Origin of the sequence: Nonomuraea sp. NPDC049400, from assembly GCF_044466425.1 — a bacterium.
In the GTDB taxonomy this organism is placed as follows: Bacteria; Actinomycetota; Actinomycetes; order Streptosporangiales; family Streptosporangiaceae; genus Nonomuraea.
The window spans coordinates 214,392-232,345 of the sequence record NZ_JBITMP010000015.1; the positions used below are offsets into that span (position 1 = coordinate 214,392).

18 protein-coding genes and 1 pseudogene are annotated in these 17,954 nt (G+C 68.5%); 10 read left to right on the top strand and 9 right to left on the bottom strand.

Going from position 1 to position 17,954, the window contains the following annotated elements; all coding sequences use genetic code 11:
* Window positions 1-38 precede the first annotated feature (38 nt).
* The 3 genes from uppS to ACIBVN_RS25270 all read left to right on the top strand — a co-directional run bounded on the left by uppS (window position 39) and on the right by ACIBVN_RS25270 (window position 3,350).
* Window positions 39-776, top strand: coding sequence for a polyprenyl diphosphate synthase (gene uppS, locus ACIBVN_RS25260; protein ID WP_397140246.1), 738 nt, complete (start codon window positions 39-41; stop codon window positions 774-776).
* The gene (locus tag ACIBVN_RS25265) at window positions 773-2,188 is read left to right on the top strand and encodes an oxygenase MpaB family protein (RefSeq protein WP_397140248.1); all 1,416 of its coding nucleotides are present in this window, start codon (window positions 773-775) and stop codon (window positions 2,186-2,188) included. The genes uppS and ACIBVN_RS25265 overlap by 4 nt, the downstream gene beginning before the upstream one ends.
* Before the next feature lie 145 nt (window positions 2,189-2,333).
* Window positions 2,334-3,350, top strand: coding sequence for a DUF6891 domain-containing protein (locus tag ACIBVN_RS25270; protein ID WP_397140250.1), 1,017 nt, complete (start codon window positions 2,334-2,336; stop codon window positions 3,348-3,350).
* Between the two features lie 90 nt (window positions 3,351-3,440).
* Here the strand turns inward: ACIBVN_RS25270 and ACIBVN_RS25275 are convergent, their stop codons facing one another.
* The 3 genes from ACIBVN_RS25275 to ACIBVN_RS25285 all read right to left on the bottom strand — a co-directional run bounded on the left by ACIBVN_RS25275 (window position 3,441) and on the right by ACIBVN_RS25285 (window position 5,414).
* On the bottom strand, window positions 3,441-3,632 hold the full coding sequence (locus tag ACIBVN_RS25275; protein ID WP_397140252.1) for a hypothetical protein: 192 nt from the start codon (window positions 3,630-3,632) through the stop codon (window positions 3,441-3,443).
* A gap of 221 nt (window positions 3,633-3,853) precedes the next feature.
* Window positions 3,854-4,192: a MiAMP1 family antimicrobial peptide gene (locus tag ACIBVN_RS25280; RefSeq protein ID WP_397140254.1), complete on the bottom strand. Its 339-nt coding sequence runs from the start codon at window positions 4,190-4,192 to the stop codon at window positions 3,854-3,856.
* Window positions 4,193-4,502: 310 nt separating this feature from the next.
* Window positions 4,503-5,414: a LysR family transcriptional regulator gene (locus ACIBVN_RS25285; protein WP_397140256.1), complete on the bottom strand. Its 912-nt coding sequence runs from the start codon at window positions 5,412-5,414 to the stop codon at window positions 4,503-4,505.
* 94 nt (window positions 5,415-5,508) lie between these two features.
* Between ACIBVN_RS25285 and ACIBVN_RS25290 the strand changes: the two genes are divergently transcribed.
* Entirely contained in the window at window positions 5,509-6,129 is a 621-nt protein-coding gene (locus ACIBVN_RS25290; protein WP_397140258.1) for an isochorismatase family protein, read from the top strand.
* A gap of 83 nt (window positions 6,130-6,212) precedes the next feature.
* Window positions 6,213-6,893, top strand: coding sequence for an alpha/beta fold hydrolase (locus ACIBVN_RS25295; RefSeq protein WP_397140260.1), 681 nt, complete (start codon window positions 6,213-6,215; stop codon window positions 6,891-6,893).
* Between the two features lie 220 nt (window positions 6,894-7,113).
* On the opposite strand, the gene ACIBVN_RS25300 is transcribed toward ACIBVN_RS25295, so the two are convergent.
* On the bottom strand, window positions 7,114-7,533 hold the full coding sequence (locus ACIBVN_RS25300) for a hypothetical protein (protein ID WP_397140262.1): 420 nt from the start codon (window positions 7,531-7,533) through the stop codon (window positions 7,114-7,116).
* Window positions 7,534-7,738: 205 nt separating this feature from the next.
* Between ACIBVN_RS25300 and ACIBVN_RS25305 the strand changes: the two genes are divergently transcribed.
* A complete protein-coding gene (locus ACIBVN_RS25305; protein ID WP_397140264.1) occupies window positions 7,739-10,426 on the top strand; it encodes an AAA family ATPase in 2,688 nt (895 codons plus the stop codon).
* On the opposite strand, the gene ACIBVN_RS25310 is transcribed toward ACIBVN_RS25305, so the two are convergent.
* Together ACIBVN_RS25310 and ACIBVN_RS25315 are read right to left on the bottom strand one after the other, a co-directional pair.
* Window positions 10,419-10,643, bottom strand: coding sequence for a hypothetical protein (locus ACIBVN_RS25310; RefSeq protein WP_397140266.1), 225 nt, complete (start codon window positions 10,641-10,643; stop codon window positions 10,419-10,421). The two genes, ACIBVN_RS25305 and ACIBVN_RS25310, sit on opposite strands and share 8 nt — an antisense overlap.
* Window positions 10,644-10,908: 265 nt before the next feature.
* Entirely contained in the window at window positions 10,909-11,394 is a 486-nt protein-coding gene (locus ACIBVN_RS25315) for an SRPBCC family protein (RefSeq protein WP_397140268.1), read from the bottom strand.
* A 22-nt stretch (window positions 11,395-11,416) separates the two neighbouring features.
* Here ACIBVN_RS25315 and ACIBVN_RS25320 point away from each other — a divergent pair, with 22 nt between their 5' ends.
* Complete coding sequence (locus ACIBVN_RS25320; RefSeq protein WP_397140270.1) at window positions 11,417-12,019, top strand: TetR/AcrR family transcriptional regulator; 603 nt, start codon at window positions 11,417-11,419, stop codon at window positions 12,017-12,019.
* 180 nt (window positions 12,020-12,199) lie between these two features.
* Here the strand turns inward: ACIBVN_RS25320 and ACIBVN_RS25325 are convergent, their stop codons facing one another.
* Window positions 12,200-13,150: a DMT family transporter gene (locus tag ACIBVN_RS25325; RefSeq protein WP_397140272.1), complete on the bottom strand. Its 951-nt coding sequence runs from the start codon at window positions 13,148-13,150 to the stop codon at window positions 12,200-12,202.
* A 148-nt stretch (window positions 13,151-13,298) separates the two neighbouring features.
* Here ACIBVN_RS25325 and ACIBVN_RS25330 point away from each other — a divergent pair, with 148 nt between their 5' ends.
* A complete protein-coding gene (locus ACIBVN_RS25330) occupies window positions 13,299-14,138 on the top strand; it encodes an AraC family transcriptional regulator (RefSeq protein WP_397140274.1) in 840 nt (279 codons plus the stop codon).
* A 50-nt stretch (window positions 14,139-14,188) separates the two neighbouring features.
* Here ACIBVN_RS25330 and ACIBVN_RS25335 read toward each other — a convergent pair whose 3' ends face one another.
* The gene (locus tag ACIBVN_RS25335; RefSeq protein ID WP_397140276.1) at window positions 14,189-15,154 is read right to left on the bottom strand and encodes a serine hydrolase domain-containing protein; all 966 of its coding nucleotides are present in this window, start codon (window positions 15,152-15,154) and stop codon (window positions 14,189-14,191) included.
* A gap of 353 nt (window positions 15,155-15,507) precedes the next feature.
* On the opposite strand from ACIBVN_RS25335, the pseudogene ACIBVN_RS25340 reads away from it, so the two are divergent.
* A pseudogene (locus tag ACIBVN_RS25340) lies at window positions 15,508-15,606 on the top strand (integrase core domain-containing protein); the annotation flags it as partial.
* Window positions 15,607-15,647: 41 nt separating this feature from the next.
* Here the strand turns inward: ACIBVN_RS25340 and ACIBVN_RS25345 are convergent.
* Window positions 15,648-16,580: a TetR/AcrR family transcriptional regulator C-terminal domain-containing protein gene (locus tag ACIBVN_RS25345; RefSeq protein ID WP_397140278.1), complete on the bottom strand. Its 933-nt coding sequence runs from the start codon at window positions 16,578-16,580 to the stop codon at window positions 15,648-15,650.
* 98 nt (window positions 16,581-16,678) lie between these two features.
* Between ACIBVN_RS25345 and ACIBVN_RS25350 the strand changes: the two genes are divergently transcribed.
* Entirely contained in the window at window positions 16,679-17,680 is a 1,002-nt protein-coding gene (locus ACIBVN_RS25350) for a hypothetical protein (RefSeq protein ID WP_397140280.1), read from the top strand.
* Window positions 17,681-17,954: the final 274 nt, after the last annotated feature.

Here is a 17,954-nt window from a genome sequence, read left to right on the forward strand (position 1 = left end):
AGCTTGTACTGTCGGTAATGATAGAGTCACGCTTTGCTATGGAAATCATCGACGGACTGCCGCGGCACGTGGCTTGCGTGATGGACGGGAACGGCCGGTGGGCCGCGCAGCGATCCCTGCCGCGCACCGCAGGCCACGAGGCGGCAGAGGCCGCCGTGATCGACATCATCGAGGCGGCGCGCTCGGCCGGCATCAAGTGGTTGAGCCTGTACGCCTTCTCCACCGAAAACTGGCGGAGGCCGGCAAGCGAGGTCGACATTCTGATGAGGCTCGTGCGCCGGGCCATCCGCAAGCACGCACCGGCGTTGCACGCGCGGGGCGTCCGGTGCAGGTTCATGGGCATGTCCGATCCGAGGATCCCGCCGCCCCTGATCCAGGACATCACCGATCTGATGCTGCTTACCAGCGACAACAGGCAAATGACGCTGACGGTCGCCTTCGATCATGGGGGGCGCCGCGACATCGTGGAAGCCGCCCGTTCGCTGATCCACGCCGCCGTGCCGGCCGAGCAGGTCACCGAGGCCACCTTCGCCCGGCATCTCCCCTACTCCGACACGCCGGATGTGGACCTGGTCATCCGTACCTCCGGAGAGCAACGAATCTCCAACTTCATGCTCTGGCAAGTGGCCTACGCCGAATGGGTCTTCCCACAGGTGCTATGGCCCGACTTCCGCGCGACCCACCTCTGGGAGTGCCTTGAGGCCTACCGATCGCGCCAGCGCCGGTTCGGCGATGTCCGCCGGTCGACCGCCACCGCGGGAGAGGAATCTCGATGACCCGGACCACCACAGAGGAGACCGTCGACATCTTCGGTCCGGACTCGATGCTGCGCCGCCTCGTCAACGACGCCCGGTGGGGCCTTGCGGTGGCCCGCGCCACGGTGCTGGAAGCCGCGCACCCACAGATCGGCACAGCGTTGATCGAAAACTCGACGTTCGTGACACATCCGTGGCGGCGTCTGCGCAACACGTTGGTGAGCACTCAGCGAATCCTCGACCAGGACCATCGCGTTCGCGACCGGGAGGCAGCCCGCCTCAACCGCCTGCACGCCCGCATCTCGGGCACCGACCCGCAAGGTCGCCGCTACGACGCGACGGACGCCCAAGCACGCGCCTGGGTGGTGGCAACCCTGTTCGAATCGACGGTGACGATGTTTCGGCTGAGCGGCGAGTCGCTCGACGGGCGGGCCCTGGAACAGCTCTACGCCGAGTTCCGTACGTTTCTGGCCTTGCTCGAGGGCGACAGCGACCAACTCCCCGCGACGTTGCCGGAGTTCTGGCCCTACTACGACGACATGATCGACCATCACCTGGAGAGCACCGAGGCGGTGCGCGTCATCCTCTACCGGCTCTTCGCCAACCTGCCCGCGCCGCCCCTGCTGCGCAACCATCCCGCGGTGTGGGCCGCGGGCCGAGCCGTTGCAGGTCCGATGGCCGCCGCCATCACCATCGCATCGCTGCCGGAATCCTTCTGCCGGCGTGTCGCCCTGCCTGACCTCCCAGGGGCACGGGCGCTCATGCACGGGGCCTACCTGACCGCCGGACTCGCCACCCGCCTGCTTCCGGACGGCTGGGTGCACGTCGACTCGCTCATGAGCCTGCTGGATCCCGACCACGCCAGTGGTTCTGGACCATGGGGGACCGTACGCCGCAAGGCGGGCCAGGCCGCGGCCATGCTCAGACTCATCACCCCCGCTCCCGACAAGATCAACCAAGCCACCCGCTCAGCTGACCGGTTCTTCGCCGAGGTCCTGGACCAGACCGGCGACGGCTGCCTCGCCTGGCCTGACCTCGCGGCCATGGCAAGGGAGATCGCCACTCGGCTCGACCTGGGCGAACAAGACGAGGAGCGGCTCTTCAACGCCTACGCCGCGTGGTGGCGGGAGTTGCAAACCAATCTCGACACCGACGGCGACGGACGCGTCACACGACAGGAATACGCCGCCTCAGCCGCTTCCCTGCCCAGCTCCGGACTAGTCAAGATCGCCGACGTGCTGTTCGATGCCACCGATATCGACGACGACCAGGCGATCGACGCACAGGAATACCAGAAGTTGTTCCGCACGGCCTTCCACCGCGACCTGACCGGCAGAGCCGACAGCTACTCGCGCAGCGATTTCGTCAGACAGTTTCTGTCGTTTATGTCCGGACAGCAGCACTCGATCGCCTACAACTCCCTCCTGTCCTAATCAGAGATGTACGGAGCCGGCGAATGAGCACACCCCCGAACGACGTCCCGCCCCTCGCCGGCGGAAACGGCGGCGCCGCGCGGCCCGCACAGGTCGACGACCGCCGATGCCGCAGTAGCCGTTCGGCACCTTGAAGAGGGTACTCATGACCAAGTCGCCCCCGATCGACGTCACAAAGCTGCTCTCAGAGGAGCACCGTCCTGTGCTCATCAGCGCCCCCGCGAGTCGTGTCAGCATGGTCGGCATGCTCGCCATCACTGTGCACACCGAGGACGACAGCCGCTACGTCCGGGTGGCCGCAGAAGAACTCGCCGCACTGGTTCGCCGGCTCGGCCGGCAGGGCGACCGCTTTCTGGTCGTCCAGCGGATTCCCGACCTGCCCGACGTCTTCATCCAGGTATGGCACGAGAAGGGAAGCGACTACACGCTGGAGCACCGCGACGGCGCGCCAGACCGACACTTCCAGGTGACACTCGACACGCCTGACCTCGTGATCGCGGCCATCACCGGCTGGGCGCACCTGGAGGACGGCTGGGCTTCCGGGCTGGAGTGGACACCGCTGAACCTGGGCCACCCCGAGCCGGCGCCCCCGCTTGAACTTGACGAAGCTGATCGGGAAGCGCTCGAGGCGCGCATCCGTACGGTGATCGTGGGCGGCTATGCGACTCGCGCACAGGTGGCCGAGATCGCGGAGGACTACCTCGTGTCAGGGGACCACCGGCCGGTGTCCGCCCAGCAGGCATGGCAGCTGACCGATCGGATGTGGCTGGAGCGGGTCGAGGAGCAGGCCTCCTGGGAGGGAGAGACGGACCCGGAACGACTCACCAGAGCCTTCACGGCCCTGGAAGCCACGGGCATCACCGCTCGGGAGAACTTCACCTGCTGCCGTTCGTGCGGTCAAGCGGAGATCGGCGGGGCAGGTTCCACGGACGCCCGCGGCTTCGTCTATTTCCACACGCAGTGCACGGACTCCGCCGCGGCAGGACACGGACTTTCACTCCTGTACGGCGGCTTCGACGGCTCATCGGAGACGACCGCGTCCATCGGCCGGCAGGTCGTGGCCGCGCTCCAAGAAACCGGCCTTTCGGTGCAGTGGAACGGCCAGCCCGACCAGACCATCACCGTCGTGCCCCTGGATTGGCGCAAACGGCTCATCGGATGAGGAAACTCTGCGGTGACGCCGCATCTCAAGCGGTGGAAGGGAAGCCGCGGAGCACAGTTCTGGAGGCGCTCGGTCACCCTGCAAGCAGTCTCAGACAGGGACCACCTGTACGGTTTTCCCGCACAGTTTGCTCATGCCATCCTCATCAGATGTCAGAACGATGACCGGGCGCACCGAGCGCAGTGCGGTAGCTGCGACCACAGCGTCGATGGCGTACTTGTGACCATGCAGGCGGGCATCTCGAAGAAGCTCGATCGCCCGTGACGAGATGTCCTCGGTCACAGGTTCGATCATACGCAAGCCCCCGACCGCCACCGGGGGCCTACGCCTCGCCGGGCGCGCCGGTCGACACGTGCCCGGCGTGCGGCTTTCGGCCGGTCCGGGCATGCACCGCCCACGCGCCCCGATCCAGCAACCACCGAACGAACGGCGCGAAGTCGATCGAGATCGTGCGCATCAAGCCGACGGAATCACGTATCGGACGCAGGCCGCCACAGTGGGCGTCAGCACACCTTGAAGATGCTCTTCCAACCGACGACCGTCTTCTGCTGCGCGTTGCCCTTGGCGGGCAGCTTGAAGTGCACCAGCCCTCTGGCGTTGATCTGGTTGTGCATTCGGCCGGCCTGGCCAAAGCCGTACCACTTGTACGATCCGCGGTAGCGGAGGTTGGTCACGCCGCACTCGCTGATGACCTGTGAAGGGCCGGTGAAGCCCGGCCCTTCGTAGGCCACGAACACCGAGCCGGGGGCCGCGGACATCGAGGCGTTGGCGGCACCGCCCATGACGGTGACCAGGGAGGCAGAGATGGCGGCGACGAGGGCAATCCTCTTGATGCTCTTCACGGCGATCCTCCGGATACGTCTCAACTGATTACAAAAAGTATTCTTAACGTCACTTTGAGTAGAGAAATCCCAGAACAGGAGCCCGAACGCCGTCGCGGGCGACGAGCTTGGACTCGCCGCAGGAGCGGGCAAAGGACCGTCCCTTTCGTGGGTTTTCCGAACGAGAGGAACATATGGACCGGCACTTGATCATCACTTGCACCCCACCTACACCACAAGTGACAACTGGGCGTAGGAGTGGACGCCTCGGGAGATGCGTCAGGTGCTGCTCCTGCGCCACGACGCTGAAATAGCGAAGCGCGTCCAGAGCTCAAACGCGGGCGGCGAGACCGGCGAAGGCGCGAATCCTGGCGTTCTCTCTCGTGGTCTTCCATACCAGCCCGTAGGCGGCCTCCGGGGCGTCCGTGATGGGGAGGTAGGCGATGTCCGGCCGGGCGTAGTAGCGAGTGGCCTGGCAGGTGAGCGGAACCATCGCCTTGCCCGCCGCGACCAGAGCGAGCGCCGCCTGGAAGGTCGTCACCGACGGTCCGCGGCGGATGGGCTCTCCAGCGCTGGTCCGCGGCGGGATGTGCCGGTCGAGCCAGTACGCCGGGGCGCCGTCGACGGTCAACACCGTATCCCTGGCCAGGTCGTCGAGGACCACCGTTTCGCGCCGTGCGAAGGGGTGGCGGGAGGAGACGGCAAGCACGTAGCTCTCGCGCAGCAGGACGGGGCCGACGGTGAGATCCGGCTCGTTCACCGGGAGCAGGGTGGCCAGCAGGTCGACGCTCTCGTTGCGCAGCGGCGCCAGGTGGTCGTCGATCTGTGTCTCCAGGGTGAGCTGGGCCTCACAGTCCGGATGGCGATCATGGAACTCATCGATGATCTGGCTGAGCACGTGTGCGGTCGCCGGGCCGAAGAAGCCGAGACGCAGCCCTCCCCGAATGCCACGCCCGGCGGCCGCGGCCTTGGCGATCTCGCGCTGGATCTGCCGATGGGCCGGCTCGATGCCGTCACGGAGCTGGCGCCCGATCGGAGTCAGACTGACCCGCCGGCTGGTGCGCTCGAACAGCGGGGTGCCGATGCGGCGTTCCAGCTTCCTGATGATCTGGCTGGTCCGGCCCTGCGACAGGCCCAGACGCTCTGCCGTACGGCGGAAATGCAGCTCTTCGGCGAGGGTCAGGAAGGTCTCGATCTCCTGCTCGTCCAACCGCCCGCGCCCCCATTGGTGAAGATTGCTCACCAATAGTGTGCCAGATCGCGATTGTTCCAGCAGGTCGCCGCATCGAAGCTGGAGGCGCGTCACCAACCGTGACTATCGGAAGAGAGAGGCAGAGATGCAGGACCGATTCCACACCCCCTTGACCGCGGACAACGCCGCCCTCCTGCTGGTGGACCACCAGATCGGGCTGTTCACGGGGGTTCGCGACATTACCGTGAGCGAGCTGCGGCACAACGTCACAAGCCTGGCCAAGGCCGCACTCCGCCTGAAGCTGCCGGTCATCGTCACCACCACGGCCGCTGACAGCATGTGGGGACCGCTCATCCCCGAACTGCAGGCCGTACTGCCGCAGGAGCTGAAGGTGATCGACAGGAGCTCGGTGAACGCCTGGCAGGACGACCGGGTACGCGACGCCGTCGAGGCGACCGGACGCAGCAAACTCGTCATCGCGGGGGTCTCGCTCGAGGTCTGCGCCGCATTCCCCGCGATCTCCGCGACCGCGGCAGGCTACGACGCTTACGTGGCCGTCGACGCCTGTGGCACCTTCTCCCAGACCAAGCGGGAGACAGGCCTCCTCCGGCTGCAGCAGGCAGGCGTGATCTTGAGCGACTACGCCACGCTCGCCGTGGAGATCCTCGCCGACAACGCGCACCCGATCGCCGGCGAAGTGTACGGCGACCTCGACATGCCGTTCGCCACCCTCGTCGGACAACTCACCGCGGCCTACGGCCGCTGACCCCGGTGTGGCCTGCCCGCCTCGGCGGTTATCTGCGATCTTGGGCAGGGCAGGCCCACGTAACCAGAGGAAGGAGCCGCGATATGGCGGTCATCGTCTTCATGCACGCGTTCGGATCGAGCGGGCGCGCCTGGCAGCCGCAGATCTCCCAGCTGGGAGACAGACATCGGGTGCTGGCTCCTGACCTACCCGGTCACGGCGCGACGCCCGGACCGTTCACGCTGGAACGTGCCGTCGCATCGATTCGTGCGGTGCTCCGTGGCGAGGCCGAGCCCGTTCACCTCGTGGCTGTCTCCGGTTCGGTCAGCGTGGCGCTGCTGGTCGCGCTGGCCGAACCGGCTCAGGTCGCCGGCTTGGTCTTGTCCGGCGGTACGGCACGCGGCGGTGGAGACGCCCTGCAACGCCTCATGATGCGCCTGATGCCGGAGAGGACGATCGTGAGCATCCTCAAGGGTATGTACGCCGGAGGCAGGGCCGAACACCTTGAGCAGGCCGCCCGTGACCTGCGCCACGCGGGCAAGGCCACCATCCTCACCGGACTGGCGGAGCTGGGCCGGCTCGATCTGCGTGACAGGCTCGGCGAGATCAAGGTCCCGACCCTCGTGCTCAACGGAGCCAAGGACAAGGCCAACCTGCCGCATGCCGAGGAGATCGCCGCCGGCGTTCACGGCGCCGAACTCCGGGTGATCCCGAACGCCGGTCACATCTGGAACCTCGAGCAGCCCGAGCTGTTCACCCGAACGATCAGCGAGTTCGTCAGGTGAGCACGCTGACGGCGAGCCAGGCGCTGCATGCCCAGGCGACGTGTCGCTCTTCAGTGTCGGTGGTCGCCGAGGGCTAGAGGAGTCGGACGGGGACCGCACACGCTCGGCGCCGCGGTCGTGGACGGCCGGCTCGGTCGTACGCCAGCAGCGCCGTAACGGCGGGAATGCTGGGAGACCGGCCGGTCGTGGTAGCAATCGAGCGACGAACTGAAAGGCCCGCTCAGGCCTTGCGGAGCCCGGCGAACTGCAGGCTGGTGAAACCCGCCACCACTGCCGCCTGGGCGATCACGAAGGCGGTGCCCAGACCGGTCAGCCGGAACCACCCGGCGATCAGCAGCTCCGCACTGGCCAGCACCCATGCCACGTTGACCACCATCACCGCGATCACCGCCGCCCTGTTCACCACAGGACGGGCGGCAAGGTAGAGGAGGGTCGCGGCGAAGGCGACCAGGAACGCGCCGACCGGCACGAGGAAGACGGCGGGCAGGCCGAACATCGAGCCGAAGATCGCTGCGACGGCCAGAAAGAGGAGGCCGTTGGCGCCCGACCCGATGGCGTCCTGCTTGAGCGCGAAACGCAGCAACTTGGCCTCGGCGTTGGAACCGGCGGCAGTGGTGGGCGCGGTGGCAAGGGCAGCCATGATCAGATCCCTTCGTCGTGCGGGACGCTGTCGTCCCTGCTGCCATCGAAATTACGCAGGCCGGTGGCGCGCCGAATCTGTCATCGTGACGGTAGTGCCCGGTCACGGTCACCCGCTCGCACACTGGGCGGCACTTCCAGCCCTGGCCGTTCGCCGCCGCCGCCAGGCCGGAGGTATGAACTCACGTTCCGCTAGATTTTCGGCCATGTTGTATGGGCGGGCTGCGGAGCAGGCGCAGGTGGATCGGCTGCTGGCGGACGCGCGGTCCGGGCGCAGTGGTGTGCTGGTGATGCGTGGGCAGCCGGGCATCGGGAAGTCCGCCTTGCTCAGCCATTTGACCGAGCGCGCCGCGGGAGTGCGGGTGCTTCACGGGGTCGGCATCGAGTCCGAGGCGGAGCTGCCGTATGCCGCCCTGCATCTGCTCCTGCGTTCCGAGCTCGACCGGATCGACGCGCTGCCCGAACCGCAGGCGGCGGCGCTGCGGGGCGCACTGGGGCTGGGTGCGGCAGCTCCGGTGAACCGGTTTCTCGTCGGGCTGGCCCTGCTCAGCCTGCTGGCCGAGGTCGCGGACGACGGGCCGCTGCTCTGCCTGGTCGACGACGCGCAGTGGTTCGATCGGGCTTCCATCGACGCCCTGGTGTTCGTGGCGCGGCGGCTGGACGCGGAAGGCATCGCGCTGGTGTTCGCGGGCAGGGAGGAGTTCCACCCGCAAGGGCTGCCCGAGCTGTGGCTGGACGGTGTGGACCGCGAGGCGGCCGTCGCGCTGCTGGCCGACTCGGCCAGGGATCTGGCGCCGAAGGTGCGTGACCGCGTCCTGGCCGAGGCGTGCGGCAATCCACTCGCGCTCCTCGAACTGCCGTCCACGTTCACCGCGGAGCAGCAGGCCGGGCAGCTGAACCCGTTCACCACGATTCCGGTCGCCAACCGGGTGCAGGAGGCCTTCCAGCAGCAGATCAGGGCGCTGCCCGACACGGCGCAGGCTCTGCTCGCGGTGCTCGCCGCCGACGACACGGGCGACCTGGGCATCGTGCTGCGCGCCGCGGAGTCCTTCTCCGCCCGGCTGGCGGACCTGGAAGCGGCGGAGCAGGCCAAGCTGGTCACGGTGAACGGGGCCACGGTGGCCTTCAGGCACCCGCTCATCAGGGCCGCTGCCTACCAGAACGTGCCGTTGACGTCGCGGCTGGCCGTACGGCTCGCGCTCGCCGAGGTGCTCGATGGTGGCGAGCACGCCGACCGCCGGGCCTGGCATCTGGCCGCGGCGACGACCACGCCCGACGAGGATGTGGCGCGCGAGCTGGAGCTGGCCGCGGAGCGGGCGCGCACTCGTTCCGGCTATGCGGCCATGGCCGCGGCCTACGAACGGGCCGCCGAACTCACCCCCGACACCGCCAAGCGGTCGGTACGGCTGGCCGCCGCGGCCGTGGCGGCCAGCGACGCGGGCCAGCCGGCCCGCGCAGGCGCGCTGGCCGACCGGGCCAGTGAGGAGATCCAGGACCCGCTGGCCCTCGCCCACTTGATCCAGGTGCGCGCCCATCGGGAGTTCGAGCAGGGCAGCCAGGCCACGGCCGGTGAGCTCATCCTGGCCGGCGCGGAGCGGGTCGCCCCGCTCGATGCCGAACGGGCGGCCTACCTGCTCGTGGAAGCGGTGCGCTGCGCGTGGTACGCCGGTGACCCGGGCCTGGCGCAGCAGGCGGCGAAGCTGCTCAGGGCTCTGCCCGAGGTCGACTCACCGCTGGTGAGCGGCGCGCTCGGGCTGTCCGCGCTGGTCAACGGCGAGCTGTCGGATGCCGTCACGCTCATGCAGGGGCTGGTACTCGCTCCGGATCTGTCCGGGCTTCAGGTGCCGGGCCTGCTCTTCCTGGCCCAGCTGTGTGCGCCGATCGGGGGCTACGGTCAGGGCGAGGCTGTCGCGGCGCGCGTCGAGGCCGAGTGCAGGGCCCACGACATGGGCGGCTGGCTGACCGTCGCGGTGGAAACCCGGATGCAGGCGCAGATGTTGCTCGGCAGGTATCACGAAGCGGCGGCCCGGCTGGAGGAGAGCATCCCCGTGGTCGGCGACCTGGGGCAGCGGAACGGAGCTGTCGCGCTCACCGCGCTGCTCGCACTGGCGCGCGGCGAGCTGGGTGACGAGCACGGTTGCCGGGCGGCGGCCGCGGCCGCCTTGCAACAGGCCGGAGCGCGCGGGCTCCGCACGGCTGAGGCGGTCGCGGTGGCCGGGCTCGGGCGGCTGGAGCTCGCGCTGGGCCGTCCAGAGGCGTCGCTGAGGATCCTGGAGAGGATTTCGCCCGACAACGCGCCGGTGTCCGTCTTTTCGTCCCCCGACCGGATCGAGGCTGCGGTCAGGGCCAGGGAGCCCGACCTGGCACGCGAGCCGCTGGCGTACTACCTGGACTGGGCGGCCGGCGTCAGCGTGCCGTCCGCCGATGCGGTCGCACTGCGCTGCCGCGCCCTCGTGGAGGACGACGAGGACCTGTACGACGAGGCCATGCGGGCGCACGAGCAGGGCGAGCAGCCGCACGAGCAGGCCCGCACGCGGCTGCTCTACGGCGAGTGGCTGCGGCGGGCGCGCAAGCGCGCCGCCGCCCGCGCCCAGTTGCGCGCCGCCCTGGAGACCTTCGACCGGCTCGGCATGGCACTGTGGGCCGAGCGGGCCCGCGCGGAGCTGCGCGCCACCGGCGACGTCCCCGCAGCCCCGCGCCAGGCGGACGACCCGCTCAGCGTCCTCACGGCGCAGGAGAGACAGGTGGTACGGCTGGCCGCCTCGGGCGCGTCCAACCGCGACATCGCGGCCCAGCTGTACCTCAGCCCGCGCACCGTCGGCTACCACCTCTACAAGGCCTTCCCCAAGCTGGGGATCTCCTCGCGGGCGGAGTTGGCCGCGATCGCTACCTGAGCCTGCCGTACAGCTCCATGATCTTGGCTTCGTCGGCGACGAGCGGCAGCTGGTCGAAGGTCAGGGTCCAGTCGCTCGAGATGCCACCGGTGTCGTAGACGCGCTCGATGATGCCGAACCTGATCCGGTCGGTCTGGTCCTTGGGAACAAGCGTGCCGTGCCATTCCAGGAGGTTGCGATTCAGCCGGAGAAGGCGATGAGATCGACGCCTACACAAGAGAGATCTTGCGCGGTTTGCCGCACCATGGCCGATCTGCCAGTGGAGTTCCTGCCAGGCGCTGGCCCGACCGCAGGCCGTGGCCCCGCCGCGACGAGACTGCCGCCCGGGAGGTCGCCGATCGCGGGTGGTAACCCGATCGCGTCGAGCGTGGTGAGGCGGCGTGCTCGCGCGCGTTTTTGCTGAGTCGAGGTTTTCGGCCTCCCGCCGTCGCCCCCGTCCGCCTGCGGAGTGGACGTGATCGCCGGCCAGATGCGCCGGGTGATCAGTTCCCGGGCGGATTGGTCCCTGTGCTCTCCAGCCGCTGCTTGGCCCCGTAAACCTCTTTGCGCACGTCGGCAGGCAGCCGGCGACGCAGGATCGGCTCCAGCAACCAGCGCAGCAACGGCGCGAACTCGATCGAGATCATGCGCGTCACCTTCGAGACGCCGTCCGCTGTGGCCTTCGCTTCGAAGGAGGCGCTGAAGCGGGACAGTCGGTGGTTCAAACGGTTGCGGGGCAGGGGCGCGTACCGGACGTCGACGCGCCGGCCTGGAGTCAGGCGCATTTGGGAGACCAGTCTGGGCGCCGGACCCGGGATACCCGGCAGAACGGGGCGAAACTTGAACTCCACGAGGTTGTCGATGCGGTGTACCCAGTCGATCGGGCCGATCTTGTCGTCGATCTCCGCGTACCGGTCGGCGTCCATGACGAACTCCAGATACTCCTCCGGCGTGCAGCGAATGGTCTCTTCCACGATCACTTGAACCATAGAAAGAGAGTACTCTCTCACTATGGCGAGAACCAATCCCGGCGTGACTCGGAGGCGCATCCTCGACGAGGCCATCAGGCTGTTCGCACTCCGTGGCTACGACGCGACCTCCGTGACCGACATCCAGGAGGCATGCGGGCTCGCCAGCGGTTCAGGAGCGCTCTACAAGCATTTCCCTTCCAAGCAGGCCCTGCTCGAGACGGCCGTGCGGCGCAACCTGGGCACGATGGCGCTCAGGAGGCAGGAGGTGGTGGAGCGGGTTCCGGACGACCCGCGCGAGGCGCTGCGCATGATGGCGCGAGCCGTGTGGGACGTGATCGATGGCGACAGGGACCTGGTGCGCATCATGCTGCGCGAGTTCGACGCCTTCCCGGAGATCTTCGAGCCGATGTGGCAGGGCGTGCTGGCCACCCTCTATCGGGAGTGCGCCACCTGGATCGAGGACCAGCGGGCGCTGGGCGTGGTGGAAGCGGCAGATCCGGAGGCCACGGCCGCCGTGCTCATCTCGTCCCTGACCTACTTCCCGCTGCTGGACCTCCTCATCGGTCACACGCCGGGTGATCTGGAGCGGGAGGCGTTCCTGGCCGCGTGGACCGAACACGCGGCCCGCACGCTCGCCCTTTGACCTCGCCCGAGGTCGCCGCGAGCGAGGTGAGCGCGGCAGCTGTGAGAACGTGGCGTTCGTGCCGTCCGAGCGGCGAGCTCCCTGTGGATCTGCTCGAAACGCCGCCGAGACTTCGTCCTTCCCACATCGTCGTCCTTCCGGTATTGAGGAACGTCATGTGCTGGTCGATGTCCGGCAATCTCAGGACGTGATGGCGCGACGCCACTTCGGGATCCTGCCTTGGGTGACGGCGAGTACGGCTCCCACGAGGAGCACGGCCGCCCCCACCGCCTGCACGGCGTCGAAGGACTCGCCCAGAAGCAGGGCGGAGCAGGTGGTCCCGACGATGGGGACGAGGAACATCATGATGGACGCCGACGCGGGGCCTACCGCCTTGACGCCCTGGTAGTAGAGCAGGTTCGCCACCGCGGTCGGGCCGAGCGCCACGAAGACGACGTTCAGCCAGACGTAGGCGGGCACGTCGTGCCAGGCGACCTCGACGGCCGCCGGCGCGCTGTAGATCGCCAGCAGCACGGCCCCGCTCACCGTGGCGTACGTCGTCGCCCGAAGCGGCTCGATACCGGCCAGAACACGACGGCCCAGCAGCGTGAACCCGGCCCAGCAGCCGGCGCTGAGCAGGAACAGCAGATCGCCCGCGAGCCGCACCTGACCCCCGCCTGCCGCTCCTCCCGAGCCCACGAAGAAGATCACGGCACCGGCCGCCCCGCACGCCAACCCCGCCACCCGCGCCGCCGACGCCTTCTCCCGCCGCGTGATCAGCAGAAAGGCCGTGGTCAGCACGGGACTCATGACCGGGACGATGGTGCTCCCGTCGATCGCCGGCGCGAGCGACAACCCCCAGAAGAACAGCAGGTTGTACACGAAGACGCCGAGCACCCCCGCTCCTGCCGCCCTCGCCCAGTTCCGCGGCGACGACCGCCGGTGTATGACGGCGCCTCCCCGGGAGAGTCGCAGGGCGACCAGCAACGCCAGAGCACCGCCGCCGAAACGCAACACCGCGACCACGGAGTGGGGCAGGTGATCGACGATCACCTTGGAACTGCTGAAGCCACTCCCCCACAGCAACATCGTCGTGGCCAGCAGCAGGTACGGCCGGGTACCGCCCGTGCCGCCCGTTGTCGTGCCCGCCATGGAACACCTCCACAACGCGTCTTCCCGCGCCCGTGAACCGAGAAGGCGGGCGCGACCACCAGCGCCTATGCTGTGCCCTCACGCCGGGCCGGTCTTGTAGGCTCGTGCGCCGCACTCATGTCAGCGGGCGGAACGAGGTGATGACGAGATGACCGGCCGAAGCCGGGAATGGGCGACATACTGGCGTTCAGCCGAGATGCCGCTGGAAGCCATGTACGCGAGCTTTCTGCGCCACCGCTATCACCGGCACAGCCACGAGACCTACTCCTTCGGCGTCACCGAGCACGGCGCGCAGACCTTCACCTGCCGCGGCGCGGGACACACGAGCGCGGCCGGCATGGTCATGGCATTCAACCCCGACGAGGTGCATGACGGGCACGCGGCCCATGAACTGGGATTCACCTACCGGATCGTGCACATCGGCGAAGAGCTCATCACCGACGTCCTCGCCGACGTGACGCAGCGCCCTGCCGGCCGGCCGCTGTTCGCCGCCCCGGTCATCGACTCCCCCGCTCTCGCGGCGCGGCTGCGCGGGCTGCACAGCGCGCTGTCGCACGGCGCTGGTCCGCTCGAACGTGACGAACTGCTCTACGCCGCCGTCGCCGCCCTCGCGGGCCTGGCCGCGCGTAGGCCCGCACGACCGCGCGCCGTCCCCCGTACGCCGGCGGTCGCTCAGCTCGCCGCGAAGGCGCGCGAACTGATCCACGACTGCTACGCCCACCCGATCAGCGCCGACGACCTCGCGGCCTGGACCGGTTCCAGCCGGTACGCCGTCTACCGGGCTTTCCGCACGACCTACGGGCTGGCGCCCAGCGAATATCAGCGCCAGCTACGCCTGCGTGCCGCGCGCCGCCTGCTCGCCAGGGGGCACCCCGCGGCCCGGGTCGCCGGCGAGGCCGGTTTCACCGACCAGGCCCACCTCACCCGCTGGTTCACCCGCTCGTACGGCGTCACACCCACCCAGTACCGGCTGGCGACAGCCGACTGACGGCTGTCTCGATGGCCCCGTCCGGTATACCCTGCCGTAACGCGTCGTCCCTATCGGCTGGTGTGTTCGGTCAGCAGCATGAATCCGGGACGATCGACCGATGCCGAGGTGGCGGACAGGATGACGGCGCCGGTCCCGCTGTCGCGGTCGAGTCCTGCCCAGGACCGGAAGCCGCCGGTGCCGCCGTTGTGCCAGGTGATCTGACGCCCTTTGACGTCGATGGTGATCCAGCCCGCGCCGATGCGTGCTCCCTTGCTGAAGGGCGCGACCGGATCGAGGGCGCTGATCCCGGGCGCGGAGCCGTCGAGCAGCGCGGCCACCAGGCGGGCCATGTCCTGGATGGAGGCCCGGATGCCACCTGCGGGCCCTATCGCCTCCCCGGTCCACGGCTCCCGTGGCCGGCCTCGCCGGCTCCTGCCGATGAGCGCGTTCGGCCCGAGCTCATCGGCCGTCGCGGGCAGGTAGAAGTGGTCGAGTCCCAGGGGGCCGGAGATGCGCTCGCGCACGAGATCGGCGTAAGGCATCGCGGCCGCGCCGGCGATCGCGTGGCCCAGCAGTTCGAACCCGAAGTTGGAATAGCGGGTCCGTAGCCTGCCCACCCGTACGTCCCGGGCCTGGACGAGCAGTTGCCGCAGGTCGTCACCGTAAGGGTTGGTGCCGTGCCGCCACAGGGCAAGGGTCCGCCGCAGCGGATGCGCCGACTTGGGCAATCCGGGCAGTCCCGACTGATGCCGGCTGAGCGAGGCCAGCGTCACCCGCGCGACCGGGACCTCACCGAGAGGCAGCAGCTCACCCACGGTCGTCTCGGCCTTGATCTCGCCGCGTTCCAGCGCATCGGCGTACAGCAGCCCGGTGACCGCCTTGGAGATCGATCCGATCTCGAAGTCCGCTTCCAGGTCGGCGCCACGGCCGGCCACCGTCACGCCATCAGGGGAGATCAAGGCGGCGGCCGCCACCGGGTGCCGGGAACCCAGCAGTTCCTCGATCCTGGCAGCGAGCCGACCGTCGCCGCGCACCGCCGTCACGATCGACCACCGAGCACCCGACGGACCTCGCGAATCCGGGCCATGGCCCCCAAGCCCACCAACGGGACCTTGTCCACCGTAGTGGCAGTCAGCCCTTCAACATCCATTCGATCAACCTATATGGCCTTCCGCCCAGGTCCGCGGGCAACGGAGGATCAGCCTTCGTGGAGTCAGCCGTGCCCGCCTTGGGGCGGCGCGGCGAGAATCGCCCTCCAACTCGGGTGTCGACATGATCACGCGCAGGCCGACCTTGTCGGGCTCGGTGCTGGTGTAGAGCTCGCGGTACTCGGAACGGGTCTGCCCGGTTCGGAGGGAGGCCGAACGGAAAAGGACCAGCGAGCCTCACCCAGTTGCAGGCACTCATTGATCGCTTCTGCGACGCCTACAACCACCACCGCCCGCACCGATCCCTGCCGCACCGCGCCACCCCCGCAGCCGACTAGGGCGCCCTGCCCAAGGCCGGCGATTGGCGACTGCTTGAGTCCTACGTATCGGCCCCGGTCCGCTCCTCCAGCAGTACGGCGAAACCGTCGAGATGACGGGCCAGGCTGTACTCGAACAGTCCGTCCAAATCTGACACCGTCTCCCTTGGAATCGTGGCCAGCAGGGGAAAGCGTCCGCTGTCGAGGAGTTCCTCGGATCGGTGCCGCTGTTCGAGCCACCACCGCGTGAGCGTCACACCGCTCTCCTGCTCCGCCTCGACCTCGTCGGCCATGGACAGGGCGACGGTGACGACCAGGGCGTGCAGTGTGAGCGCCTCTCGTATCCGTACCGTTATGGGCAGCCCCAGCCCGTCGAGCGCGCGCAGGGTCCACTCGGTGTGGGCCATCATGTTGGGCACGAGCAGCGGGCGGGTGAACGAGATGGCCCTGGGCAGCCAGATGTGCCGCCGCCCCAGCTCCCATTGCCGGCGGGAGACCAGTTCGAGCTTGGCCCGCCACCCCTCCGGCCCAGGGGTGGGCAGCTCTGGTTCGCCGAAGACCTCGTCGACCATCTGCGTCACCAGTTCGTTCTTGTTCGCCACGTGCCGGTAGAGCGACATCGGGCCGACTCCGAGTTCGGCCGCGAGCCGCCGCATGGACACGGCGCCGAGCCCCTCGGTATCGGCGATCGCGATGGCGGTGCGCAGCACGTGCGTGCGGCTGAGTGCCTGCTTGGGGAGGTGCCCTGGTTCCGGCTGCTGGTGGCTCGCACGGGCGGCGACCACCGTGCCAGCGCCGACCCTCGCCACGACCAGTCCCTCGTCGCGCAGGGCCGCAATGACCTTGGTCGCGGTCGCGATCGCGACACCCCAGCGCTGGGCGATCTGCCGGATGGACGGCATCCGCTCGCCTGACCGCAGGTCGCCGGAGAGGATCCGGACACGGAGCTCCTCGACGATGCGCCGGTAAGGCGGATCCTGGCTCGACGATTGCATGAGATCCCTTAGTGTACTAGTTCACTTCTTGAGGTTACTAGTTCACTTTATAGGTGCCAGCAGCCAAAAGTGACAATTACGGCGAATACGCTGTACGCATGACATTTGATACACCGTACGCAATCAAGTCGTGGCACCGGCCGTTAATGGTCATGGTGGCGGCGATGTCGGCGCTCGTCGTCGTCGCGGGCTTCGGTCTCTTCGTAGACGACCGTGAGCTCATGGAGCAGTCGATCTGGGCGAAGCCGTTGAAGTTCGGGGTGTCGTTCGTCCTGTACGGCGCGACGCTCGCCTGGATGCTGCCGCAGCTCCGCAAGGCAAGGCGCACGATGTGGACCCTCGGAACGGCCTTCGCCGTCGCCGGGCTGATCGACGTCGGCTTCATCGTGGTACAGGCCGCCCGCGGCACCTACAGCCATTTCAACGCCGAAACCGACGCGTTCAACACAGTCGGGCAGCAGATCTTCTCCTCGGGCGTGATCGGCCTGTTCGGGGCGAGTCTGCTCATCGCCGTTATGCTGCTGTTCCAGCGGGTCGGTGACGCGGCACTCACCTGGGCAATGCGCGCCGGGATCGGGCTGGCCGTCCTGGGCATGGCGCTGGCGTCCATCATCGTCGGGTCGACCTCGGCGAACGGACCCCGGATGGTCGAGGACGCCTACGGGAACCCGGTGTCGCTGGTGGGGGGCCACGGGGTGGGCGTGCCGGACGGCGGCGGCATGCTGATCACGAACTGGAGCACTGTGGGCGGCGACCTGCGCGTTCCGCACTTCATCGGCCTGCACTCCGTCCAGGTGTTCGTGCTCGCGGTGCTGCTCCTCACCGCCCTCGCGGCCCGGATCAGCTGGCTCCGCCACGCACGCGTACGCGCTCAGCTGACCGGGGTCGTCATCCTGGGGTACACCGCGCTGTTCGCCATCACGGCGTGGCAGGCGCTGCGCGGTCAGGCGCTGATCCACCCCGACGCGGCCACGTGGACCGCACTCGCGGTGACGATCTTCGTGACCACGCTGCTGGCGGCTCTGGCCATCGCGGCGGCCCGCCGCAGCGATGCGGCACCCGCCGGATCCTTCGGCCGGGACCGTATCGCGGTCCAGTGATCAGTCGAGGACGTCCGTGTGAAGGGCGCGGACCACCGCATTGGTACGGTCCCGCGCCCCCAGCTATAACAGCGCCGTCTAGCTACTTGCCCCTGGAAAGTCGGGTACCTGATCTCTCCTGACCTGGGGAATGCCTGCGGTGACGATGGTGATGCCGGGAGAATGACCTTGATGTCAGATAGCCGACCATGCTGCGCATCGCCCACCAGCAGATCTCGTTATGGGAAGCCATGCTGCCGCCGGAGGTGACCCGACTCGTCGGCATGACGATCGG